19 protein-coding genes are annotated in these 25,293 nt (G+C 47.4%); 8 read left to right on the top strand and 11 right to left on the bottom strand.

What is annotated here, in order from left to right:
* Positions 1 to 454 precede the first annotated feature (454 nt).
* Both QL234_RS31120 and QL234_RS31115 read left to right on the top strand, forming a co-directional pair.
* Positions 455 to 1,090: a PEP-CTERM sorting domain-containing protein gene (locus QL234_RS31120; RefSeq protein ID WP_281561620.1), complete on the top strand. Its 636-nt coding sequence runs from the start codon at positions 455 to 457 to the stop codon at positions 1,088 to 1,090.
* Positions 1,091 to 1,560: 470 nt separating this feature from the next.
* Positions 1,561 to 1,857 carry a SymE family type I addiction module toxin gene (locus QL234_RS31115; protein ID WP_281561619.1) on the top strand — a complete coding sequence of 99 codons (297 nt, stop codon included), beginning with the start codon at positions 1,561 to 1,563 and terminating at the stop codon, positions 1,855 to 1,857.
* Positions 1,858 to 2,042: 185 nt separating this feature from the next.
* On the opposite strand, the gene QL234_RS31110 is transcribed toward QL234_RS31115, so the two are convergent.
* The 3 genes from QL234_RS31110 to QL234_RS31100 form a co-directional block, all read right to left on the bottom strand.
* Positions 2,043 to 3,002, bottom strand: coding sequence for a polysaccharide deacetylase family protein (locus tag QL234_RS31110; RefSeq protein ID WP_281561618.1), 960 nt, complete (start codon positions 3,000 to 3,002; stop codon positions 2,043 to 2,045).
* 123 nt (positions 3,003 to 3,125) lie between these two features.
* Entirely contained in the window at positions 3,126 to 3,875 is a 750-nt protein-coding gene (locus QL234_RS31105) for a hypothetical protein (protein ID WP_281561617.1), read from the bottom strand.
* A gap of 122 nt (positions 3,876 to 3,997) precedes the next feature.
* On the bottom strand, positions 3,998 to 4,741 hold the full coding sequence (locus QL234_RS31100; RefSeq protein WP_281561616.1) for an ABC transporter substrate-binding protein: 744 nt from the start codon (positions 4,739 to 4,741) through the stop codon (positions 3,998 to 4,000).
* A gap of 258 nt (positions 4,742 to 4,999) precedes the next feature.
* Between QL234_RS31100 and QL234_RS31095 the strand changes: the two genes are divergently transcribed.
* The 3 genes from QL234_RS31095 to QL234_RS31085 all read left to right on the top strand — a co-directional run bounded on the left by QL234_RS31095 (position 5,000) and on the right by QL234_RS31085 (position 9,892).
* Positions 5,000 to 5,386 carry a YacL family protein gene (locus QL234_RS31095; protein ID WP_281561615.1) on the top strand — a complete coding sequence of 129 codons (387 nt, stop codon included), beginning with the start codon at positions 5,000 to 5,002 and terminating at the stop codon, positions 5,384 to 5,386.
* Positions 5,387 to 5,486: 100 nt separating this feature from the next.
* On the top strand, positions 5,487 to 6,758 hold the full coding sequence (locus QL234_RS31090; protein ID WP_281561614.1) for an efflux RND transporter periplasmic adaptor subunit: 1,272 nt from the start codon (positions 5,487 to 5,489) through the stop codon (positions 6,756 to 6,758).
* Positions 6,758 to 9,892 carry an efflux RND transporter permease subunit gene (locus QL234_RS31085; RefSeq protein WP_281561613.1) on the top strand — a complete coding sequence of 1,045 codons (3,135 nt, stop codon included), beginning with the start codon at positions 6,758 to 6,760 and terminating at the stop codon, positions 9,890 to 9,892. Before QL234_RS31090 ends, QL234_RS31085 begins: the two co-directional genes overlap by 1 nt.
* A 75-nt stretch (positions 9,893 to 9,967) precedes the next feature.
* Here the strand turns inward: QL234_RS31085 and QL234_RS31080 are convergent, their stop codons facing one another.
* Positions 9,968 to 10,810, bottom strand: a complete 843-nt coding sequence (locus tag QL234_RS31080; protein WP_281561612.1) for an HDOD domain-containing protein — start codon at positions 10,808 to 10,810, stop codon at positions 9,968 to 9,970.
* Positions 10,811 to 11,241: 431 nt separating this feature from the next.
* On the opposite strand from QL234_RS31080, the gene QL234_RS31075 reads away from it, so the two are divergent.
* Together QL234_RS31075 and QL234_RS31070 are read left to right on the top strand one after the other, a co-directional pair.
* A complete protein-coding gene (locus QL234_RS31075) occupies positions 11,242 to 12,120 on the top strand; it encodes a hypothetical protein (protein ID WP_281561611.1) in 879 nt (292 codons plus the stop codon).
* Between the two features lie 253 nt (positions 12,121 to 12,373).
* Complete coding sequence (locus tag QL234_RS31070; protein WP_281561610.1) at positions 12,374 to 14,062, top strand: diguanylate cyclase; 1,689 nt, start codon at positions 12,374 to 12,376, stop codon at positions 14,060 to 14,062.
* A gap of 12 nt (positions 14,063 to 14,074) precedes the next feature.
* Here QL234_RS31070 and QL234_RS31065 read toward each other — a convergent pair whose 3' ends face one another.
* Positions 14,075 to 14,677 carry a nitroreductase family protein gene (locus tag QL234_RS31065; protein WP_281561609.1) on the bottom strand — a complete coding sequence of 201 codons (603 nt, stop codon included), beginning with the start codon at positions 14,675 to 14,677 and terminating at the stop codon, positions 14,075 to 14,077.
* A gap of 117 nt (positions 14,678 to 14,794) precedes the next feature.
* Between QL234_RS31065 and QL234_RS31060 the strand changes: the two genes are divergently transcribed.
* Positions 14,795 to 15,709 (top strand): LysR family transcriptional regulator, encoded by a 915-nt coding sequence (locus QL234_RS31060; RefSeq protein WP_281561608.1) that lies wholly within the window; start codon positions 14,795 to 14,797, stop codon positions 15,707 to 15,709.
* Between the two features lie 78 nt (positions 15,710 to 15,787).
* On the opposite strand, the gene QL234_RS31055 is transcribed toward QL234_RS31060, so the two are convergent.
* From QL234_RS31055 to QL234_RS31030, 6 genes are all read right to left on the bottom strand, one after another.
* Complete coding sequence (locus QL234_RS31055) at positions 15,788 to 16,849, bottom strand: NAD(P)/FAD-dependent oxidoreductase (RefSeq protein WP_281561607.1); 1,062 nt, start codon at positions 16,847 to 16,849, stop codon at positions 15,788 to 15,790.
* 27 nt (positions 16,850 to 16,876) lie between these two features.
* On the bottom strand, positions 16,877 to 17,791 hold the full coding sequence (locus QL234_RS31050) for a LysR substrate-binding domain-containing protein (protein WP_281561606.1): 915 nt from the start codon (positions 17,789 to 17,791) through the stop codon (positions 16,877 to 16,879).
* A gap of 209 nt (positions 17,792 to 18,000) precedes the next feature.
* Positions 18,001 to 18,495 carry a cohesin domain-containing protein gene (locus QL234_RS31045; protein WP_281561605.1) on the bottom strand — a complete coding sequence of 165 codons (495 nt, stop codon included), beginning with the start codon at positions 18,493 to 18,495 and terminating at the stop codon, positions 18,001 to 18,003.
* A gap of 172 nt (positions 18,496 to 18,667) precedes the next feature.
* Positions 18,668 to 22,594 carry an ExeM/NucH family extracellular endonuclease gene (locus QL234_RS31040; RefSeq protein WP_281561604.1) on the bottom strand — a complete coding sequence of 1,309 codons (3,927 nt, stop codon included), beginning with the start codon at positions 22,592 to 22,594 and terminating at the stop codon, positions 18,668 to 18,670.
* A gap of 597 nt (positions 22,595 to 23,191) precedes the next feature.
* Positions 23,192 to 23,437 carry a hypothetical protein gene (locus QL234_RS31035; protein ID WP_281561603.1) on the bottom strand — a complete coding sequence of 82 codons (246 nt, stop codon included), beginning with the start codon at positions 23,435 to 23,437 and terminating at the stop codon, positions 23,192 to 23,194.
* Between the two features lie 219 nt (positions 23,438 to 23,656).
* A complete protein-coding gene (locus QL234_RS31030) occupies positions 23,657 to 25,258 on the bottom strand; it encodes an HD domain-containing phosphohydrolase (protein WP_281561602.1) in 1,602 nt (533 codons plus the stop codon).
* Positions 25,259 to 25,293: the final 35 nt, after the last annotated feature.

Genomic DNA, 25,293 nt, shown 5'->3' with positions numbered 1-25,293 from the left:
CCGAACTCAGAAGTGAAACGCGTTAGCGCCGATGGTAGTGTGGGAGGTCCCATGTGAGAGTAGGACATTGCTAGACTTCTATTTAGAGAAACCCGCAGCTAACGCTGCGGGTTTTTTGCTTTCTGTAACTTAAGTTTAGTGACAATATCATTGTGGTATCGCCTGCTTCTTGATAACAGCTCCTGCATTATGCTACTTCACAACCTTCACAACCTTCACAACCTTCACAACCTTCATGTCGTCCATACGCTCGTCGTAAGTTTGGTCTTATAGTCATTTGCAAGCTTAGCCTGCTAATCTGGATTGAGAAAATCTGACTAATAATAGTTAAAGTGACTACTAGTCTTCGCATAACTCATTTTATTTTAAAAGAAAAATGTCCTGTTCTTCTCTGCGATACTTGGTTACAGTGCACGCCTTAAGTTTCTTGTAGTACTAAAAGGCATCTCATTTAATGAATGATAAATTTCTCTCTCTAAAAAAAACAATTACGACAGGTTTTCTTCTTGCTGGATTATCAGTATTTTCCGTTCAGGCCAGCTTTATAGAAAGTGATTGGAAAGAAGCGGGTGATAACCTGACAACGCTTGATACCAGCACTGGGTTGGAATGGCTGGATTTAAGTCAGACAAATGCAAGATCTTATAATTGGGTAGAGCAATACTTGCCAACGACGTTCGAAACATGGCGTTTTGCAACCTGGCAAGAAGTGGAGGCATTAATCGATACGGCTTTACCAAGTGCTACTGATGATTATTATCGCGGCTCAGCCGATGTTGATACTGTGGAAGCTGAAGCATTTATCGATCTGTTTGGGGCAACCTATTTTGGCTATAAATCTAAAGGTTTCTATAAAAAATCAGGTTATCTCTACATGGCAGGAGCCACCAAGGGGAATCCTACCTCAACAGCCTTTAAAATGTCTCCCGGTAGTAGTTATCTACCTCAAAATTCAGTTACTGGAATTGGCCACTTTCTTGTTAGAGATGGTAACAGTCAGATTGAGGTTAGTGAACCAATGACACTAGGGTTACTAGGCCTGGGCATAATAGGTTTTGTTTTTAGAAGCCGTCAGCGTCAGAGACGTTAACAGCGATCGGCACAAGGTATACTCAATATACCTTGTGTTGTTGGTTAGCTTCATATGAAGCTAACCCCATTGAACACTTAAAAATTGATTTTGTGTTCAATGGTGTCAAAACTGGACAGCGATAAACAGGTTATTGCTTTTCAACAACTTCATTAATCTTTCTGTGAACAAAGCTGGAGAGCCATCAATTGGCTAAAGCAAAAAACTGAGTAACCTTCGTTAGTTGGTGTTTGTACAACAACCCGTACAGTAACGCACAAACAAGTATAAGATTAAATGTAAAGCCAGCCTGATTTATTTCGTAAATTGATCTTTTATTAATAGTGCTATCCAAACTCAAAAGGAGAGCGCCTATTTTAATATTGCTTATCTATTAACTGTTGCCTTAACAGCAGCAATCAAAGTCGCAACCCCTGAGTGCGGAAACACTCAGAGGTCGCTAACCACAACGAACTTATAGAGAGTACGTCATGGCTAAATATCATCATACGTCAGAGCTTTGCTCGGCAAAAGTAAAATATCCCATTTATCGGCAACTTACCGTGCAGGAAACACTTTGCGGGGCGTCAGCGAAAACCCGTGGAGTAGGTATCAACTATGTGCCGGTAAAGCTTGAACCTTGTATTGTGCTCAGGGGAAAGTGGCTGCACAAGGCCGGTTTTCCCATCGGGCAAAAGATCAGTATTGCGATAAACAAAGGAGAAATGGTTATTACATCTAAGCAAGCTGATGTTGCGGTCGGTAACAATCGGGAAGCTGAGGATTAGCACTAAGGTGGAGAAACTAAACTGCTGTGCTGAAAGCTGGCACAGCAGTTTTAGTTCTTGGCGCAATGCCAAAATACAGCCTTTCACATATACATGTGGTTTATTGTTAAATTCCTATTTAGATAAGCCCGATTCGAAAGAGTTAGGCTTTTTGTTTTCTTATTAAAAATCTATTCTTCGCTGAACTAGCGAGTTTGCATTGCGCGAAACTGTTTCCAGTTCAGTAGCTGAATGTTTTGATCTTTCAGGAATGTGGCTGTTTCCTGAGAGGTAAAAATCAATCTGTCGCCATTGCGGCGTGAGGCTCTTTTGGTAATGGCCCGCAACTCTTTGTCGTCAAAGCCACAATGGATAATTAGTTGGCCAACGCCAGCTTTCATATTCTCCAGAGCTTGGTAATAATTTTCTTTTCTTTGTGCTAAGTTTTCCCCGCCGTAAAATTGTAATACCGAGTCGAGTAGCGGTAAGTTATTTTCATCAAGTGTTTTGACTATCCTTTTTGTTCCTGTGGCAAGTCCCGGATATGCTTTGATAAACCTGGGGGGGATATCACGCAGGAAAAGGATAGGAAGTGCATATTCCAACGCTAAGTTGACATAGACCTGTACCAGGTCCGGTCGGCTTAATAAGGCGCCCATGTGCGTATCCAGGTGGCTTAAAGGGATGCCGAACTGTTTGGCGCGATCAATTTGTGCCCGCAGCTCAATGGCAACCTCATCTGCTTTGGCGTGCTTGACCACTTGTTTGACGTTATCCCAGAGGTAACCATCTTTATCGATAAGGCTGGCAACTTTTTCGCGGGGAGCAACCGGTCCCCAGCGATAATGATCCCATTCTGAATTCAGTGTTAGATGGACACCGTAGTCGTGCTGTGGGTTCTTTTTGGCATAATCGGCAAACTCACTGAACCATGGGGTGGGCACCATGATACTGGTCGAGGAAACAATGCCTGATTCCAGGCATGCCATGGTGGCCATATTAACTGAATGAGACATACCGGCATCATCTGCATGGATGATCAGGTATCGCTTCTGCGTTGCGGTGGATGTAGCTGAAAGCTCTCCTGCTTGAACCTGTGTCAGCGCAGGAAAAAGTAAACTAGCAAGCAACACTGAGCTGCAAGTAACTAATAGTATTTTTCGCATGGCAGATCCTTCTCCAGACAATAAAAGCAATTTACCTTACCATGCAGATTACGACATGACAATCTGTCATAGAAGTGCTTGAAGCGGTCTTTAAAGCCGATGGGCGAGTGCCAGTGATTATCGCTATTTTCCTAATTTCTTAAGCACGTTTTTCATGTGTTCCTTGAAATATTTCTCTTCTTTCGATATTCCGCAGTTAAAGGATTGGGTGGCGGAAAGTCCTTCCATACCGACATTAGACAAATCTTCGGTCACGGAGCAGGTACCATCATCATGTTTGGTTATTGACATACCTTGTGAATATTCGGTCGTGTTGTCAGCTTTTTTCTGTTCAGCATCTATAGTTTTTTTCGAATGCGGCACCGGCTGTTGTTCGCCATGCATAACCGATGGTGATTTGTGTTGCTGATATTGGTGAATCCCCTCCTGTAGCATCTGGTTATTGATGCTGTTGGTCAGTCTCTGCAACTGGTTACGGGCGGAAAACTTTTTTGGTGTTTTGCTATCCTTGCCTGGATTTTTTGTTGTGTTGGTTGGTTCGACAGTCGTGGCTTCATTTTGCTGTTTTTTATCAGTAAACACAGGGGGGGCTTTATCAATAACAGGTACTTTTTTAGCTGGAAGATCCTCCTTTTTATTCGCGGGGGGCAGAGGTTTTTTAAGCTGTTCTTTTTTGGCTATGGGTTCTGACGGGGTAGCGGGTACTGCCAATACTTTTATTTCAGGTTTAGGCGTATACAAATAACTTTTTATCGCAGGTTTAGTGACAGGTTCCGGCTGTGGCAAGCGGGTGGTCATAGTAAGCAGGAGTAACAGTAAAATACCGTGAACAACCAGGGAGAGAATGACAGCGGTATAACGTCTGTTTAGCACAATAGTGAAATTATCATTATTATTATCGGGAAATAAATAGACTTGCCAGTGGATAATTAGTTCACAAATTCTTTATTTATTGCTTTTAAAATCAATAAAAAGCGGCAATTATTTGCTGACGGTTATCTTTGTGCTTTGTCTAGTATTTCACTGATGGCACCAGAGTTGACCAATTGGGTTAAGGTGGCCGAAAGATGCGGTAATTCCTGTTGTAGCGGTGATCTTTTGGCAATGGCAATATATGAATCCACACTTCTGTCATATTGGTAGTTGGCTAATTTGAAGGCAGATTTATATTGCGATTCCGGCAACCAGGAAACAATGGATTCTTCCCTTTCAATAAAGGTATCTATCCTGTTTTTTAATAGCATATGCACCAGTTGCTCTCTGCTGGTTAATTCAACTTTAATGAGCTGATTATCGTGATCAAATTTATCGAAATAGGTGCTGCCACGTATCACCCCTATAGTAAGGGGGGTTAAATCCTGATAATTATCAATATCAAGGTCATTAGTGCTGTTGATAAAAAATCTCAGGGGAAAGTGTTGGGTAAAGAAAGGCGGCGAAATAAAGCTGAGATAACGCTCCCTTTCCGGTGTTTTTCGCACGGAGATCATCATATCTGCCTGGCCCTTTCTCATCAATGACAAGCAACGGGCGGTTGGACAGGGGATATAAATAATTTTTTTCTTGAGGGTTTTAGCCAGTAACTTTACAACTTCAATGTTTTTACCGACGTAGCGGTTATCGACTTTATCAATCATGGGAGGTTCGAGATAAGTCGCCAGGCGAATGGTGCCGCTAGTGCCCGCCTCTGCATGGGAGATAAAAAGTAACGGTAAAATAAATAGATAAAGATAATACACGATTCAATACCTGCTGAAGTTTTACTGCTTTTATAATGATAATAAAATCTCCGATTAAGGCTAATTTTATTATTTGTCCAGTATGCCAAATTTCCCGCTGAAATGTCAGTATTTCTGCCACTAATTTGCTACACTGATACATAAGAAAGAATGCCGTGATTGCTTATTTTACGGGCGCTGCCGTGTAGTTTATTTTTTCTGAAGCGGCGCGTTGGGCTGCGCTATTAAATCATTGGCTTGATAACAATTGGAGATTAGATGGAATACGAATTTGTTCATGATGCTATTACCGGTGCGGCAAAAGCAAAGTTTTCTTATGGACATGAAGTGATCGGCCCCTGGCTGGAAGTTGAAATCGGTGATAACACGGAAAAAATGACGGATTTGTTAACGGCGATAGCCAATATTGATTCTGGCAAAAATAACGAAATCATGATCACCGGGCGTGAATATTCAGTTACCTTCAGCCATGATGATGTTATCGTACAAAATAACTCCAGTATTAACGGCGAAGCCCAGGAAATGCCTGCGGAGCTGGCAGAAGATTTTGATGACTATGAACAGAGTTGTTCAAGTTCCTGTGGTATAGACGACTTCAGGCAGCTGTTATTGTCTTGGGCAAAGTTTACGAACGCTTTACAATAAATTAATTGAGTTTTATCTTTATTTGCTGGTATAACAGGCAGTAACAGCATAATTGTGTGATTCACACGTTATTCCTTACTGCTTCCTAAAGAGTTTATTTATGAACTTTACCAGCACTCAGGTTCGGGATTCTTCTAAAAGGCGCATGGTGCCGTTACGTTATGTGCTTACCCCCATTGCCATTATTTTGGTGGCGATATTAATTCTCACCCTTGCCACTGTATTGGCGCCGAAACCGGCGAAAAAAAACCAGGTTTTTAAAGCGCCTTTGGTGGAAGTGATGCCACTGGAATACCGGGACATCACTTTTCGTATTGCCAGTCAGGGCAGTGTAGTACCAAGAACCGAAACCCGTTTGGTTTCTGAAGTCTCCGGGTTGATCACCCAGGTTGCTGATCATTTTCTGGTGGGGGGATTCTTTCGTAAGGGAGAGGTTCTGCTATCCATAGATGATATTTCCTATAAGGTTGCCTTGCAGCAGGCCCGCTCCAGGTTAGAGACCGCAGAGGCTTCATTGATCGAAGAGCAGGCCAGGGTGGAGCAGGCAGAAGACGAATGGTTGTTAACCGGCAAATCTCTCAAGGATGCGCCTGCAATGGCGCTGCGTCTGCCTAATTTAAAAAAGGCCAAGGCTGAACTTGCCGCCGCCAGGGCTAATGTTGCCGAGGCGGAAGTTAAACTGGTGCGTACGAAAATAGTGGCGCCTTATGATGCTATGTTAAAAGCGAAAAAAGTCGATATCGGCCAATACGTTACCACCGGCAGTGAGCTTGCCACCACCTTTGCCGTCGATTATGCCGAAGTACGTTTGCCGGTTAAGCAAAAAGATATCGAATTTCTTAATTTGCCCCGTATCAACCAGGGGGCCGGTCAGGGGTTAGCGGTCGAGCTTTATTATCAGCTGGCGGGAAAAACATATCGCTGGCCGGGGGTTGTTACCCGCTATGAAGGGGTAGTGGACAGCGCCAGCCGGGTGCATTATGTCGTGGCTCAACTCGATGATCCCTATAATGTGCTTAATGCTGACAGCCGCGATGAAATACGTGTCGGTACTTTTGTTAAAGCCAGTATCCAGGGGCGGAAAATCTCAGACGTGGTCGCTATTCCCCGCAGTGCCTTACATGGCGCCGACCAGATTTATCTGGCAGGAGATGATAATGCCCTGAGCATGCAAAAGATCAATATCCTGCGCAGCGATCTCGATTATGTCTATACCCGGGATAAGCTCGATACCGGGCTGAGGCTGGTATTAACGAATCTTGATGCCGCCGTCGAGGGCATGGCGCTGCGCATTTTTGGCGAGGAAAATGAACGTCTTGCCCGGGATAAAAGCGCGGCAACCCCTGCGCAGAATTCACAGGCCAGCTTCTGATGACTGTCGGCAGCGAAAAACTCACCGGCATCATCGCCTGGTTTACCCGTAACAGTGTTGCCGCCAACTTGCTGATGATGTTTATTTTAATCGCCGGTGTTATTTCCTATCAGGGATTAAATAAAAAAACCTTTCCTGAATTTAATCCAAACAGTATCCAGGTCCGGGTTTATCATCTGGGGGCGGCGCCGGAAGAGGTTGAGCAGGGGGTGATCCTTAAGGTAGAAGAAGCGCTGGAAGATATCGAAGGTATTAAGCGCACCACCTCTACGGCGCAGGAAGGGCTGGGCACTGTCAGCATTGAGCTTCAATCGGGTTATTCTATTGCGGAAAAACTCGATGAAGTGCAGATGCAGGTGGATGCGATCACCACCTTTCCGGAACAAACCGAAAAACCTGTTATTACCAAAGTAGAATTTAAAAGCCAGGTGATGTGGCTGTCCGTCAGCGGCAGCATGGACCGGCGTAGCCGTCAGGTGATGGCGCAGGATATCCGTGATGAGATCATGGCGCTGCCGAGCGTCAATATCGCCGATATTGTCGGTAGTCGGGATTATGAAATCAGTATTGAAGTCTCGGAGGAAAAACTGCAGCAGTACGGCCTGACTTTTTCTGCCGTCAGCCAGGCGGTGAAAAAGTCTTCGGTGGACCTGCCCGGAGGCACCATCAAAACCCGGGGCGGCGATATTTTGTTGCGTACCCTGGGGCAGGCCTACACCGGGGAAGAATACGGCCGTTTGGTGCTGAGTACGAAACCCGACGGCACCCGGCTGGTGTTATCGGATGTTGCCAATATTGTTGACGGCTTTGTCGAGCAGGAGGGCTTTGCCAAATTTAACGGTGAACACACTTCAAGCATAATGATCCAGTCCACCGGCGATCAAAACGATCTGGATATTGCCAGGGAAGTAAAAGCCTATGTCGAGCAAAAAAATAAACGTTTGCCGGCGGGGGCCAAGCTTACCATGTGGGGGGATTCATCCTATTACCTGTCTGAACGCCTGAGCATGATGATCACTAATTTAACCCTGGGGGCTTGCCTGGTGTTCCTGGTGCTGGCGCTGTTTTTACGGATCAAAATTGCCTTTTGGGTGATGATCGGCATCCCGATCAGTTTTTTCGGCGCCTTCATCATGATGCCGCTCCTGGGAGAGTGGTCGGTCTCCATCAATATGATCAGCCTGTTTGCTTTTATTATGGTGCTGGGCATAGTGGTGGATGATGCCATAGTGATCGGGGAAAGCGCCTATAGTGAAATCCAGAATTATGGTCATTCCACCGACAATGTCATCCGCGGCACCCTGCGTGTGGCCATGCCGGCGACCTTTGGGGTTTTAACCACCATTGCTGCCTTTGCCCCGCTGCTGATGATAGAAGCAACTTTCGCCGCCTTCTTCCGCGCCATCGCTTTAGTGGTGACCTTTTGTCTGCTGTTTTCCCTGATCGAGTCCAAATGGATCTTGCCGGCGCATCTGGCGCATATGCGCTACCGGCCACTGACGAAGGAAAATGCCAATGCTATCGAGCGTGTGCAAATGGCTTTTAAGGAAAAGCTGGAGCACTTCATTCATCATACCTACCTGGGTTGGGTGGGCAGGGCATTGCATGCCCGCTATAACACTATGGCGGTCTTTGTTGCGATCTTGATTTTATCCCTGAGCCTGATCACCGGTGGTTTTGTCAAAATGGAAGTTTTTCCCTCTATTCCCAGCGACTTTATCCAGGGGAAGATAGTGATGGTTAACGGCAGTTCAGCCGGCGATCGCAACAAGGCCATAGATAAGGTTAACCGGGCAGCGCTGGCTATCGCCGATGAGAACCCGTTTCAGGGGGTCAACTTTATCAAGCATACTATGGTTTTTACCCAGGGTAATACCCAGGCAACTTTTATTCTGGAGTTGGTAAAGCCGGATCAGCGTGAGCTCAGCGCCTATGATATTGAAAAATTATGGCGCGAGCGTATCGGTGAAATTCCCGGTACCAAGGAATTACGCTTTTATGCCGGTACCAATGCCGGGGGCGATGCTGCGCTGGAGTTTCAGTTTAACGGCAGTAACGATAAAGAGCTTGAAGCCGCCGCCCTGGCTTTACAGAATAAGCTTAAGGAGTATGACGGCGTTTATGATATCCGTAATTCATTCAGCCGGGGCAGCCAGGAGATTAAACTCGGGATTAAACCGGAAGCGGAAATTTTAGGGCTCACCCTTACGGATCTGGCGCGCCAGGTGCGCCAGGCATTTTATGGTGAAGAAGCGCAGAGGATCCAGCGGGGGCGCGATGAATTGAAGGTGATGGTGCGTTATCCAAAAGAGCAGAGGTTGTCGGTATTTGATCTTGAAGACATGTGGATCCGCACCCCGGACGGTAAAGAAGTGCCTTTTTACCAGGTGGCGGACATCAGTATCGGTCAGGGGTTTTCTACCATCACCCGGGTTAATCAAAAGCGTGCTATTACCATTTCGGCGGATATCGACAGTGAAAAAGTAGAGTCACGTAAAATTGTTTCAGAAATGAATGACAACCATATCCCGGAGATCCTCAGCAATTACCCCAGTGTGAAATATGGTATGGAAGGGGCCAGTAAAGAGCAGTCGGACTTTTTACGGCAACTGGCGATAGCGGGCATTGGCGCCCTGTTCCTGATCTATTGTTTAATTGCCATCCCCACCAAGTCTTATGTCCAGCCGCTGGTGATTATGTCGGTGATCCCCTTTGGCATTATCGGCGCCATTGCCGGTCACTGGCTGTTGGGGAAAACCATCAATATGATGTCCATTTACGGTTTTATCGCCCTCAGCGGCGTGGTGGTCAATGACAGTTTGATCATGGTGGATTTTATCAATAAAGGTAAGGACTCTGGCCGCCGCATGGTGGATGTTGTGATGCAGGCAGGCACGCAACGATTCAGGGCTATCCTGCTGACGTCGTTAACGACCTTTTTCGGTGTTTTCCCCTTATATTTTGAAACCAGTTTGCAGGCGCAATTTATTATTCCCATGGCGATTTCTTTGGGCTTTGGCATTGTCTTTGCCACAGTGATCACCTTGTTTTTGATCCCGTCATTATATTTGATCAAGGAAGATATTCAGGGCTTGTTTGTGCGCGTAAAGCGCCGGGAAGTGATCAGGGAATAAACCCGCGCGCCAATAGCCGGTTGGCTTATGCTCGCGCGAGCTTTATCTTATTGTTTGCTGGCAGGGGGCGAGCCGTTAAATCAGCTGCTCATTGAGATCTTCAATTAAATCGGCAATATCATCTTCGTCTATATCCAGTACCGTTAATACGGAATCGCGGACAAAGGGCCAGTCGGCGGATTCGCGAAAATGTTTGTGCAGATAGACGATATTCTCCGCCAGCTTCAAAATAGCAAAGCTTATCTGATCGGTTGAACCGTCGATTTTATGCAGGTACTCGCGTTCGTGATGGCGCAAGATCAATTGGCAGATGTCTATAGGTAAGCGCCAGGAAGTGGCGACATAATAGCCGATAGTGGCATGACTGACGTTATAGGCTTTTTCTTCAATATCCGGCAGGGTTTCACTCGGGTTTTGTTCTGCCTGGGTTAAGGTGCTGCGGTAGTTTTCATATTTCATCGCCATCACCGGAATACCGCAGTCGTGAAATAATCCCAGGGTAAACAACTTCTCGCTGGAGATCCGCTTTTTAAGACGTTTAGCGATAAATACCGCACTATTGGCGATATTGGAGGAGTTATTCCAGAAATCATCCAGGGGAATGCTGGCTTTTTTATCTTTAAAGCTGCGTTTGAGCAAACTGCTGGTGACTAAGGTAGTAATACCGGTGAGACCGATATAACGGACGGATTTTTTGATATCGGAAATTGAACGGGCCAGGCCGTATAAAGGGGAATTGATGGTTTTTAATATGGTGGCGCTGACGGCGACATCCTGTGAGATGGTATCGGCAATCTTGTTGATATCCGGCTCAGATACACTCATTAACTTTTGCAGCTTAAGCAATAGTTCAGGTTGCGCCGGTACTGAAAAACCGCGGTCTATATCAGCCAACACCTTATCGTCTACTTGGATCATCTTATTCGTTCATTGAAAAAGGGTGAAAAGAAAATGTGTAATAAAATTAGCAATAATTTACTATTAATTGTCTTCTATTGTCTATCGGATAATGACGGAAAACCGATTTAGCACAAGCTATTGCTCTATTAACAGCAAAAGTAAAACAAAAAAGTAAAAGACCGCGGATGAAGGAAGAATCCTGGCTGCTTATTATTGCATCCGTACCATCACTCTTTAAGCTTAGCTTAGCCAGGGGTATTCGCCAAAATTGCCCCGGGCTCAGCCGGTTTTTGCCATTTTACCCCGTTATGACAAAAGCGGGTTTATCCGCCGGAGGAATTTTCCTTTAAATCAAATAACCGCCATGGACAAAGGCGTTGGTAAATGCGATGCTCTGCGATTGATTTTGTATACAATTATTCTGATACAGGTAAAGGTGGTAAAACGGCATGAAGCATTGCGCGATATTAACAATGGACAGCCTGGAAAATTTTGAGGCTTATGATCATTTACTGGAGCAACCCCTAAAAGCCTTGGGTTGGCAAACTCACATGGTGTCATGGCGGGATCAGGGGGTTAACTGGGATGATTATCAAGTAGTGATTATTCGCACTCCCTGGGATTATCAGGATGATGCCCCTTTGTTTTTACAGGTATTGGAAAAAATTGAAGCCTCAAATGCGGTGTTGGAAAACAGTTTGGATATAGTGCGCTGGAATATCGATAAAAGCTACCTGAGGCAGCTGGAAGCGAAAGGGGTCACCATAGTGCCGACCTTGTGGCCGGAAGTCTTTGATTATGATGATGTCCTGGCGGCATTTAAGCACTTTGCCAGTGAAAAAATCGTACTAAAACCCCGTATCAGCGCCAATGCCGACAATACTTTTTTATTGACCCGGGAGCAGGTTGAGGCGAAGCAGCAGTTGCTGGCGGATACCTTTGCAAACCGGGCTTTTATGGTGCAGCCGTTTATGGAGAATATTTGCAGTGAAGGGGAATATTCCTGCTTTTATTTTGACGGCAAATACAGCCACAGCATCTTGAAAACACCAAAAGATGAAGACTTCAGGGTACAGGAAGAGCACGGTGGCCGTTTAACCAGCATAGATGCGGAAGATAAGTTACTGGAACAGGCGACAGTGGCCCTAAAGGCCATCAATGAACTGCCGCTATATGCCCGGGTCGATTTTGTCCGTCACGGGCAGGGGTTTGCCCTGATGGAAGCCGAGCTGATTGAGCCTTCTCTGTATTTTAATATGGATGATAACTCGGCAGCGCGCTTTGCCAAGGCTTTTGTTGAGCGTATGGCAAGGCTACACCAGCTCTAAATATATATGGCCGGGCCTGGTGAGTCAGCTGATGTATTATTTGCCTGCCACCAGGTGTGTGCTATTCACCTCTTTGGAACATCTGACTTTTTCAATCTAAGATATAAAGGTATTCTTGTGATTTATCAGGAAATATCTTGTGCCGGGGCACATTACGGAAAATCTGATAAGGGATAGTGCGCTTTTTTGCGGATAATCCACTTGCCGGCACGGTTAAGGTTTTAGTGAATGCTTTCCCTGAGGTGCCCGGCACATGCTGCAAAAGGTTTTATGGTTTTTTTTACTTGTGAAACCTTTGTTGTTCCCCGTGGCTTTTGCCGAAGAGCAGGCAAAAGTTTTATTACTCAATTCTTATCACCCTCAATATCGCTGGACCGCCGAACTGACCCGCGGGGTCCGGGATAAGCTGGCACAGGCTGTGCCGGCGGAAAATCTTTATATTGAATATATGGATGCCAGGCGCTTTGCAGATGATCTTGTTTACCAAAAAAAGTTAATCGGCCTGTTGCATTATAAATACAGCCGATACCAACCGGATATCATCATTACCAGTGATGATGCCGCCTATTATTTTATGCTCGAGCATGGAGCCGCTATCTTTCCCGGGGTTGCGGTGGTTTTTTGCGGGGTGAATGTTTTTTATCCTGAGCTGTTATCAGGTAAAGACAAGATTACCGGTATCAAGGAAGGTATGGAGATTTCAGGAAACCTTGAGTTGATCCGCCGCCTGCAGCCAGATATCAAACGCATTATTTTACTGGGAGACACCACGGGACTCGGGCTGCGCATGACTGAGCGTGCGAAAGAGATCCGTGCCGGCTGGCTAACGTCGCCGGCAACACGCGGTATTATGCTGGATATATGGGATGACTTCTCCCTTGAAGAGTTATATCAGCAAGCGGCCAGGCAGGAGCCGGGAACGGCGTTTCTGGTGCTGGCAATACATAAAGACAAGTTTGGCCATTATTTTTCCTATGAGCATGACTTACCCTTATTGACCCAACATAGCAAGGTGCCGGTTTATGGCATGTGGGGCACATTAATGATAGGCAATGGTGCGCTCGGCGGCATGATGAATGACCCTTATCAGCACGGAGCTGAGGCAGCCGCTATGGCATTAACTATCTTAAGCGGTGTGCCGAGCTCGGCGGTAAAAATTAAAGAAAAAGCAAGCTACTCCCCGGTTTTTGATTATCACCAGCTAAAGCGTTTTGATATCGATCTGGATTTATTACCGCAAAGTAGCCTGGTGATTAATCTGCCGGTCAGCCTTTATGAAAAGCACCGGTTGGAAATCAACAGTATTGTTGCGATAGTCATGTTTTTAATCCTGATCATTTCGATACTGTTTTTGAATAACCAGGAGCTGGAGCTGGTGGTTAAACAAAGAACCCGGGATCTGGATCTTCGCAATAAAGCACTGGAAGCAAATTCTAATTTTATGAAGCACCAGGCGAATACCGATGTCCTCACCAATCTGGCCAATCGCCGGGCGGGGCTGGAGGAAATTAACGCCTATATCAGCAGGTTTAACCGGGATAATAAAGAATTTTCCCTGGCTATTGTTGATATCGACTTTTTTAAAAACATCAATGATCGTTATGGCCACGATGTCGGTGATAAGGTTTTGCAAGTGCTGGGGGCGAGTTTAAAAAGGCTGACCCGCCCGGGGGATCATGTTTACCGCTGGGGCGGGGAGGAATTCTTAATTGCATTTCCCTATGCTGATGCAGAAGCTTCCCAGGTGATTTGCCGGCGTCTCAGGGAGAAAATCAGTGAACTGGTGATCAGCCGGCATGATGATAAAATTAACATCACCGTCAGTATCGGTGTGACCAATTTTGTGCGCGAGGACAGTTTCGAAAGCTTATTCGCCAGGGCCGATAAAGCGCTGTATCACGCCAAACGAAACGGCAGGAACCGGGTCGAAGCGGCCCGGTAATGCCCCTGCGGATTAAAAATGATTTTCCCGCAGCACTTCAGTTAACGGCAGCTGGCCGCCGCGCGGATGAGCCGGTGTTTTTGCTTTACCTATGGCTATCATCATGCCAATCACATGTCCCTGGGGTAAGCGGATCAAGCGGGCAAGGGCTTCCCGGTCAAACCCTATCATAGGGCAGGTATCGTATCCCAGTCCTTTGGCTGCCAGCATCAGGGTCTGCGCCGCCATACCGCATGAGCGCATGGTTTCATCCCTTTGCAGCTGTTCTTTACCGCTGTAAAAGGCTGATATCATAGGCAATAACATCTCCTGGGTTTCCTTGGGGCTGTTGGCGACATAACGCTGTGGCCTGTCGTTCCAGGCATTGGTATCGGCGCATAAAATAATGAGCTCAGAAGCCTCGCTTACCTGGTCCTGTCCCCAGGCAGCCTCTTTGACTTTCTCTCTTTGAGCTCTATCTGTCACCCGGATAAAACGCCAGTGCTGAATATTATAAGAGGTCGGTGACAGCAGCACCGCCGACATTAATTGCTTAAAATCTTGCTCCGGCATCTCGATATCCGATTGATAATGTCTCACGGCCCGGCGCTGTTCAATTGCCTGAAAAACTTTCATGATGTTTCCTTAATCTCTTTCGCTTTAGTGGAAAATACTTTAATTGTTTTTTATTTGACTGATAAGCCGGGTCAGGGGAAACTAATTGTTGAGTTTAAGTTGACAATGGTAAAGGTGATGGAAACTTTTTCGGCAATTCCGGTCTTTGTTGCTGTGGTGGAAAACGGCAGTTTTTCCCAGGCGGCGCTACGCCTGGGCACAAGTAAATCTGCGGTCAGTAAACGGATCCGAGAGCTCGAGCATAAGCTCGGAGTACAGCTGCTGCACAGGACCACACGGCAGCTGAGTTTAACCGAAGCCGGGGAGCGTTATTTTGAATACGCCGTTAAGGCGGTGGTTGCCGCCTCTGAGGGGATAGATTCTGTAACCCAGTTGCAGGGCAACCCTAAAGGGGAGTTGAAGATCAATACCCCGATGTCATTCGGGCGTTTGCATATTGCCCCGCTGGTGGCGGACTTTCTAAGCCTGTATCCCGATATTAGCTTAAATATGGTGATGGAAGACAGGGTGGTGGACCTGGTGGAAGGGGGTTATGATCTTGCCATCCGTGGCGGAAACTTACAGGACTCTACCCTGATCTCCCGCCGTCTGGCGCCTTGCCGCAGCGTGATTTGTGCGACGCCCGATTACTTGGAGCAACACGGCGCCCCCGCTATACCGGAAGACTTACTCAGCTTTAACTGCATCAACTTTTCTTATTTCAGTGGCGGCAGTGACTGGACTTTTCTCGGCGATAACGGACCGGTGAAAGTGAAGGTCAGCGGTAACTACCAGGTTAATAATAGCGAAGCTCTGTTGCAGGCGGCTTTGGCCGGGTTGGGGATTGCCAAGATGCCAACCTTTATTGTTGGTGATGATATTGCTGCCGGGCGCCTGGTGCCCTTGCTTAAGGAGTATCAGCTACCGATGCAAACCTTCTATGCCGTGTTTCCACAGCGGCGTCATTTACCGGCCAAGGTACGGGTATTCCTGGATTTTATTATCGAACGTCTCGGCGGCGATCAGCCTTATTGGGATAAGGTGATTAGTTAATCTGGTGTCATATTGACACTGATGTCGATATGACACTTTTAGCTGGTTCCCAGGCCGGGGAACCAGCCGGTGAATAAATCAATATAACTCAACATTTACCCCCAGCCGCTGATGGGCTATAGGGCTGGTGGTGGTGTAGAGCAAAGGCACGCGCTTGCCGTCACTCAGGGAGGACTTTATCGCAAAAGCCGCCAGTGCCGCTTCATGAAAACCGCTTAAGATCAGCTTTTGTTTGCCCGGATACCAGTTGATATCGCCTACGGCATAGATGCCCGGCTGGGAAGTTTCAAAGCTAGCTGTGCTGACTTTTATCTGGTTTTGGTGCAGCTCCAGTCCCCAGTTTTTCAGCAGGGATAATTTGGGAGACAAGCCAAAAAATACCAACAGTTGATCCAGCTCGATCCGCCGGGTGACACCGTCTTTACCCGTTACCCTTAATTGTTTTAGCTCGCCGTTTTCTGTGATCAGTTCACTCACTTGCCCGGTAAGCAATTGCATTTTCAGTTTGCTGCACAGGTTTTCCACCAGTTGCACCGAGTTCTCCGCCGCTCTGTACCTGGTCGATCTGTGGATCAGGGTGACACTGTTGGCAACCTTTTGTAATTCCAGCGCCCAGTCGAAGGCGGAGTCGCCGCCGCCGAGGATCACCAGATCTTTATCCTGGTGCTGCTTTAAGTCATTCACCCGGTAGAAAACCTGCTTGTCTATCAGCGGCTCGACCCCGGGGATCTTCAGTTTCACCGGTTCAAAGGAGCCGCCGCCGGCGGCAATGATCACTGCCTTTGCCCGGATGTGCCTGCCTTTGTCTGTGGTCAGTAAAAACCTGTGCTCCTGCTCAAGACGTTTGATGTCAATTACCCGATTATCCAGCAGGTACTCTGGGTTAAAAGGGGATGCCTGCTGTGCTAAATTGTCGATGAGATCTAAGGCATTGATTTGCGGCAGCGCCGGGATATCAAAAATAGGTTTTTGCGGGTAAAGCTCACGGCACTGACCGCCGATATGGGGCAGGCTGTCGATAACGATCGTCTTTATGCCCTGCAGCCCCAGCTCAAATACCTGGAATAACCCCACGGGCCCGGCACCTATAATCACGACATCGGTTTCGTTGCCGGAAAAATGCTTGTTTATATCACTCATAATAACCCCCTTGGTCAGGATAATAATTTAATGCAGGCTGCTTGCGCTTGAAAATTCACTGAACTGGCGCCGGGCTATCGGCACAAAGTGCTCAGCCCATTTGGCCTGATCGGGGCGGTATGCAGCATAAAGTTTACGGGAAATGCCATGCTGCCCTATGCTTTTGCTCTTCAGCTTTCCCTGCCTGATTTGCGGTGCTACCAGCCAGTCGGGAATAGCGCTTACCCCCAGACCTGCCGCCACCATTTGCAGGATCACATCCGAGTTTTCCACCTGGCGCAGCCGGGCGGGTTGGCAGCTGGCCGGTTGCAGGAATAAGTTGAAGATATCCTGCTGCTCCGGCGATAACGGGTAGGTGATCAGGGTTTTATCGGTTAAGTCATCGGCCTGGATATAGGCCTTGTCCGCCAGCGGATCTTCTTTTGACAGCGCCAATACCAATTCGAAGGTACCTATATCCTGATAAATAAACTCCTGGTGGTTGGATTTTTTATCGGTTAACAGGATATTGAAATCCGGCAAGTCGCTGTCGGGGCCAAGACTAAAAACACTTTTTTCTATCAGATCCACCTCTAAGGCGGGCTGTTGGCCGCTGAAGGTTTTGATCGCCGGTAATAACCATTGAAAGCCGGAATGACATTGCATGGCAAAATTAAACGGCATGCGTTGCACTTTTGTCGCCTTTCTGGCGGATAGCTGAATTTCAGCCTGTTCCACTTTAGGTAAAACTTCTTTGGCCAGCGCCAACAGGACTTTGCCCTGGGGGGTAAAAACCAGAGGACTGCTCCTGCGGATAAAAAGCTTATGGTTAAGTCTGTGTTCGAGCGTCTTGAGCTGGTGGGAAAGCGCCGACTGTGTGGTAAAAAGCAATTCAGCCGCCTTATTCAGGCAATGGCTCTGCTCTAATGTAACCAGGGTTTTTAAATGTTTAAGTTCCAGCATAACCGTCCCCTTAATAATGACTTGATATAGCAAGTAAAGCAGGGAATATGCCAGACATGTAACGTATTGAATTAAGAGGTTTTGTGTGTTTTATTAATGTGGAGAAATATATTTGGCTGTTAAAATGACATTGGAGGGTGAAAGGCAATAACGCTTGTATATTTTACAGGGCGTTATTGCCTGGGGTTAACTCATCTGCGTAAGCTTAATTAAGCTTTGCGACGAAATGCCATCAGTGACAAGCTTGTTAATAACATCAGCAATAAAGCGCCGGGTTCAGGAACTTCATTGGCACCTTGAACGGTTAGGCTTGTTGATGCATGAGTAGCGTCAAGCGGTTGCAGGAATGCTGATGTGAACCCGGCATCATTATTCCCCAAGCTGGTAAACAGTTCAGAAGTTCCGGCGGCAAGCGCAGTAAAATTAAAGCTGATTAATAAGATATCATCACCTGAGATACTTGGGAAAAATGGGTTTGCCAGTGACAAGGGTAAAGTGGCAGAAAGATCTTCAAGATTAGTGTTAGGTGCGCTAACAAACTCATCGCCCAATACCAGGCTATCCAGGTTGAATATGCTGCTATCAAAGTTAATGCTCAGATCCCAACTGAAAAAAGCATCGCTATCGGTTGTTGTTTCAGCGAACAGATTTACGCTAAATGTGTCATTTACCTGAATTTCGTTATCAGGTGTATCAAATGACAAGATAAGTGCTGCTTGAGCGGAAAAGGTGCTCAGGCCAAAACTCAGCATTAAGAAGATGGCGGTAAATAATTTATGGGGGGCTTTCAAGTTTTTCATCTTTTTCTCTAATAAAGGGTTATGTTTGGCGGCACCGGCCCTGAGCTAAGGTCAGGGAGCCGGTGCCTGTTTATTGTTAAGGGTTAGCGTAAATTTGTTGCCATAAGCGCATATCAGCAAAAGTGATCTGGCCGTCGGCATCTAAGTCCGCTTCTGCATTAAAGTTATCCGCTCCCTGACTAACGTTCAACAAGGAGTAAATCAGCATATAATCAGTGAAATCCAAAGTGCCGTCACCGTTAACGTCGCCGCTTTTCGCCGCTTTTTCCAGGTTGAAGCTGATCACTACCGGATCATGGTCAGAAAAGCGGTAAGGGTCTTCTGCGTAAAAGTCTGCCAGCTGCTGCTCAGATTTATTTTCCGTGTTGTAATCCAGTACCAAAGGCTCATCGGCATTGATATGCCAGTCTGTGGTATCTACGGTTTTCGCCAGTAAAGAATCGCTCGCCAGGGCGTGATCCAGGTAACCGGCAGCGCCGCCGTAGGTGTAGGAATAGGCGTAAGTACCGTTGAAGTGTTTGATCAGGTTGGTATAACCCTGGTCAGTAAACTTAACGATAGGATCTTCCATGGCATAAGCATTTAAGTCACCCATTACCAGCACGTCTTTTTGCGTGCTCAGCTGGCTGTCGCTGGCAATCCAGTCGATCAGCGCCTGGGCCTGCAGCTGACGTTTGGCGTTGTAGCAGCTTTGGCCGTCATCTTGATCTTTATCGAGATCGGTGGCGCTGGTACAAAGTTTCGCCTTGAAGTGGTTGGCGATAATAGTGATCTGCTCGCCGTTTTCATTGAGGCTGAAGGTTTGCGCCAGTGGCGGACGGTTAAAGATTTCGTCGTTGTTCACCTGGGCATCGGCGGCTAAAGAAACCGTGCCCGGCTTGTATAACAAGGCCACGGCGATTTCATCTGTGCCAATCGGTCCACCGGTATTAACAAAGGCGTAGCTGTTGTCACCGGCAACGGCGTTTAAGCGGCTTACCAGGTCAACCAGGGTGCTGTTGGCATCGACACCGTCATTTTCAATTTCCATCAAACCGATAATATCGGCGTTCATGGCAATGATGGCGGCAACGGTTTTGGCAACCTGACGCTCGTACTCGGCTAAGTTGTCGGCACCGCGTGAGGTTGGGAATCCGCCGCCCTGGCCGTCACCGTTAAACAGGTTGAGTACGTTCATGCTGGCAACCGTGAGGTTACCCGGCGTTAATTCAGGTGCATCTGTTCTGGTGTTTACCGCAGCAATGTCAGGCGCCTGGCTTGGGATGATGCGGTACTTGCTGTAGCTGTAATCCATAATGCCGGTCAAAGCCGTTACCTGGTCGCCTGCACGCAATGTATTGCTTGCCGACAAGTTGCCGCCCGGGTAAATAACGGTTTCCGGGTTAGTGCCGTTTTGTCCGTCATCCAGGGTGATCTGGTTGAGATCATTGCTTGCTGCCAGGGCTACCGCTTCGGCTGTACCCGGACGATAGATGTTGGTCGGGGTAAAGATACGGCCGTTAGACAGGGTTACTTCACCGTATTTGCCTAAGTCATAGTTGTTGGAGACAGTTAACGGGCTGTCGATAGTGACCAGCATACCTTCCAGGGCTTCCGGCGCTTCGAGCGATGCAAATGGCAGGCTTAAGCTGGTAGCACTGACGCTGCCGGTGCCACATTCAAGCAGATCTTCGCTGGCGTTTAACTGGGTTCTGCCGTAGCTTTCCGAAACTTCACCAAAGACACGTACTACAGAACCAACTGCCGGAGTGATGGTATTGGCGTTGTTGGCAACAAAGATACCTTCTGAAGTTTGCGCATCGCCGTCTTCATCCGTCAGCTCTTCCTGGACAAAGAAGCCGTCAAGGCTGGCAAACACCGAAGTGACCACCCCTTCAATGACATGTTTTTGTCCCTGGGTACTGGTGATATTGTCGATGCCCTGGATGGAGCTGATCAGGCTGGCTTCATCGGCGCAGATGCCAATAGTGCTGGCGTCGGTGCCGTCGGAAACATCAGGGCCTGTGCCCGGGGTACCGAAATCACCGCTACCAAAGCTTTTGCTGGTTTCTTCAAACCAGTTGCTGCCGACATTGTTGTCAAGGGAAGCGCTGGTTAAGGTCATGGACTTACCGTTGGGATCAGGCCATTGTGAGCCGCCGTCCCAGGCGATGTAATCGGCAATGGTGCCGTCAGGCATTTCCAGTACCAGTTCATCACTGCCATTACTTAAATACATGCCGGAGAATTGATAAATGGCTTCAACACCGCCGTTGCTTGCGCTGTCGCTGTTGTTGGCGAAGACCGAGTAGGCGCCTGCCGGTACAATGACATCTTCGGTGATTTGATGGCTGTCGTTGTCATCATCACGTAAGGTCCAGCCATTGATATTAACGGCAATGGCCCCTTTGTTTAACACTTCAAACCATTCACCGGCACTGTCAGAAACCTTGCTCGGGTTTTGCAGGACTTCGGTGATCACTAACTCAAAGGTGGCATCGCCGGTGCCCGGGGTACCAAAGTTGCCGTCGGTGTAGCTGTTGTTGCTTTCTGTGGTCCAGTTGCCGCCAATGCTGTTGTCTGTGGTGGCGTTGATCAGGGTCATGGAAGCGCCGTTTGGATCCGGCCACTCGTTGCCGTTATCGTAGGCGATAGCGTCAACCACTTCTCCTTCAGGGGAAACCAGCAGAATTTCATCCGAGCTGTTGGATAAATACATACCATCGCCATAGCCGTAAACGACATTGATGCCGCCGTTAATTGAGGTGTCGGTGGTTTTGCCTAAAATGGCGTAGCTGCCCATAGGGATGATGACATCTTCTGTAATGGTAAAGCTGTCGCTATCTTCATCTTTGACGGTCCAGCCGTTAAGGTTGATGTCGCCGGTACCGGTATTTAAGATTTCAAACCATTCGGCGTCGTTATCGCTCAGGCCGCTTGGGTTTTGCATCACTTCGGTGATGGTTAGCTGGCCATTGGTGCTGATATTGCCTGTGCCGCCGTCGGTGCCGCCACCGTCAGTACCACCGCCATCAGTACCGCCGCCATCGGTGCCGCCGTCGGTACCACCACCGTCTCCGCCGGTAGTATCATCAACGCAGGTATCGGCGCTATAGAGCAAGTCGACCCATTCGCTGTGGTCAATGAACGGGTTACGGTTGCCCTGGTATTCATAGATGCGGTTATTACGGTTTTGCTCAGTGGCATCAACCGGATCTGCGGCGTGCCATTCAAGCAGGCGACATAAACGGCCAAGGGCCGGTTCGCTGGTGGAGGTTAAACGATCTACAACCGTTAAGTCCGGGGTAAAGGTATCCAGGCCTTCGTAGCGGATATCCATATAGAGCACCATACGGGCAACGTCACCTTTAACCTCATCGCGTGGCTCAAACGAGTTGCTGTCGATACGGGTATTGGGAGACTCGCTCAGCGTGTTCATGCTGTTATCAAAGTCGAGGTTGCCGCGGGAGGAGTTGACGGAAATGTCTGTGGGTCTTAGGTGGTGGATATCGGTATAGGCTTCGTTTGAGGAACTTGAGAAACCATGGCTTTTCGCCCAAACATGTTCCCGGTTCCAGTTATCCGGATCGCTGCTTTGTGCGCCGCTGCCGTTGGATAATTTTGCCAGGGATGTTCCCTTGTATAATAAGATAACGTTATCCGGGTTGGCAGGATCTTCATCGGTTTCGGTTAATGCCGTCCAAACCTCTGAGTAGGTTAATACTTTATGGCCGGCACTGATGATGGTATTAATTGCCGATTTAATTTCTGCCGCTGTGTAGTTGTTGTTTACGGCATTGATGGCATCGGCATAATAAACCGCGTCATCAAAGGTGCTGGCATCGGCTATTTTTGCCAAATCGGGACAGTTATAACAAACCCCTTCGAGTGAAGCACTTGTTTCGCTGGTGATGCTGGCGCCGGTTGAAAGCTGATTGCCGGTAACCGCATTAAGCACGTGTTCGCTTGCTTGGGTTACAGGTACACAAAAAAATGCCAGCAGAGCTGGTATTTTTAATTTCATGACTTTTCCTCAATGTAAGTTGTTGCCATTTCAGTGGCTTATTATTTTGGGCGTGCAAAATCATAAAATTGGAGTATGACATTGGCGTGACAGTGTCATAAAAATCCGTGTAATCCAAAGGTAAAAATGCAGGCCGGGCGAATTGTGAATATTTCTTGAACAATTTTTACTATTGTTATTGAAATACGACATTCATGTTAAATTTAACATGAATTGACCACCCGGTCATATTTTTTATATGAATACTTGTCAATAGTGTCAACCAATAAAAATCAGCCAAGTTTTCTTCTTGAGGCTAATTATTACGGGTGCACGCCCGATTTTTACAGTATTTTTTTTAGTGATAACCGTGATTTTGTTTTCTGAAAATTGACTAACTGGTTATGTTTTTTGTTCGGGCTTGTTGCCGGTATAAAATCGAATCCTTGGGCGGCAGCAGATAAAACCGGTTGTTCTTAGTGTCTGTATGATGGGAAAGTGAGAGGGAGGTTTTAGTGTTTGTAGAGGCTGTTAAAGCCGGCGGCATTCTGACAAGATGTAATGCTTAAATGCCGCTGGAATTTACGCTTTGCCATTATGGCGGTGCAAAGGTGTTCGTTAACTGTTTTGCCAGGCAAGTCTATTGGGCGGCCCTCCTAATGCTGCATCCGGGCTGTCTTTACTGTTGACAGGCACGGTTCCCTTAACGAATAACTCACCATTTTGATCTATTAGGTTAAGTTTGTGGAATTTGAGGGCAAAGGACATCGCCTGCAACAGGCTTTGTTTTTCTCCTTCGACAACGGCGTAGTCTTTATTGCAAGATTTTATCTGGCGTACTGCTTGTGGGGTGTTCAGTTCCATATTCACTTCCAGCTAAGTTCTTTAAAGGCATTACTAAGCCTAGAACAGCTTGTTGGGAAAGCGTGGCGAAAAACTCAGCGGCTTGGCTGGAGGAAGAAATAAAGTTTTAAGTCGATGATATTTTTGCTGATCATTATTTCAAACCCGGAAATAAATCAGCAATGGCTTACAAAGCAAGGTGGCGATTTCTTCGGTGTTACTATTTTTGTCTCGTGGTTTTCAGCCTTCTTTATGTGTTTTTATCGCTTCGGCCAGGTCCTTTCTCTGTGCGGGCGGAACATATCCGGGGATGTTATTGACATCAAAGTCGTCTATTTGCTCCGCTTTGAGGGCGCTTCGGGCAAAATCCAGGTAAACCTGTTTATCGATAAAAACATCAAAAATATCCGGGTCGATATGATGGTCGAGTTTCATGCGCCCTAAAATGGTCAAAGATTCCGACAGGGTTTTCGCCACTTTATAGGGCCTGTCTGCCGCGGTGAGCGCCTCGAAGATATCGGCGATGGCCATCATCCTTGCCGGCACCGACATCTGGTCCCGGGTCAGCCCCTTGGGATAACCGCTGCCATCCATTTTTTCATGGTGGCCGCAGGCATATTCAGGCACGTTTTGCAGGTGTTTGGGGAATTTGGTGGATTCGAGCATTTCGACCGTGATATCCATATGTTCATTGATAATTTGCCGCTCTTGGGCGGTTAAGGTGCCGCGCTGGGTGATCAGGTGATGTACCTCGTTATCGCTGAGAATGGCTTGTTTTTCTCCGGCGATGATCACTTGGTAGTGCTGGCTGATCTGATGTACCCGGTCGACTTTTTCCTGGTTAAAAAATTCGCTGCCGATATTGGCCTGGCGGATAAATTCCCGGTCGCTTTCCAGCTGGGTGAGTTTTTGCCGGCGGCTTACCGGTGATAGCTCGGGATGATGTTCAAGGTCGCGCCGGGCAATTTCAAACCTGGCATCGACCAGGGCGATGCGGTCAAAAATTCCTTCGAGTTTTGTCGCCTTGTCCATGATATGGGCGGGGGTAGCTACTTTGCCGCAGTCATGCAGCCAGGCGGCAACGGAGATCTCATGAAAGTCTTCCAGGGTTAAGGTGAAATCTTTCAGCGGTCCGGAGTCGGTTTCATGGCAGGCGCGGGCCAGTAACAGGGTAATTTCCGGTACCCGGCGGCAGTGTCCCCCGGTATAGGGAGATTTTTTATCTATGGCTTCGGCGATGAGTTTGGAGAAGGTGGTGAACAGGGTTTCCATATCGTCGATAAGTTGTTTATTGGTAAGCACTACCGCAGCCAGGGAGGTTAGCGCGCGTACCTGGAGCTGATTTTCCTGGTTAAAGGGCACCACTTCGCCGCTTTCACTGGTGGCATTGAGCAGCTGCAATACCCCGTTTAACTCCCCGAGATGATCTTTCATCGGCAGGGTCAATACCGACTGGGTACGGTAACCTGTCTGGCTGTCCATCTGCCGGGCGGCGCTGGTATCGTAATGTTTGTCATGATAGGCATCTTTGATATTGATGATCTCTCCGGTGGCAGCGGCCACGGCAACCATGGCCTTGGTATTGACTTTGTCATTGATGTAAATGGGAATATCGGCAAAGGTGATCTTGTGCTCTGTGGTGCCGCCCAGGTGCAGCTTTAAGGATTTATTGATGATGGTTTCAAATTTGAGGGCGTGCTCTGCTGTTACCGAGTAAATGGTACCGCCGTCGGCATGGGTTAAAATAATGGCATTCAACAGGATTTTTTCCAGCAGCAGGCGATGGTCTTTTTCTGTAGATAAGGCGATGCCGATTTCGGTAAAAAGCTCTACGTTGTTCATCTTGAGTTCCGTGTCAACTTTCTTACTATTTGATT

The sequence above is a fragment of the Thalassomonas sp. RHCl1 genome (assembly GCF_947387555.1).
Taxonomy (GTDB): Bacteria; Pseudomonadota; Gammaproteobacteria; order Enterobacterales; family Alteromonadaceae; genus Thalassomonas.
This window is presented reverse-complemented; position numbering and strand designations above follow the sequence as displayed.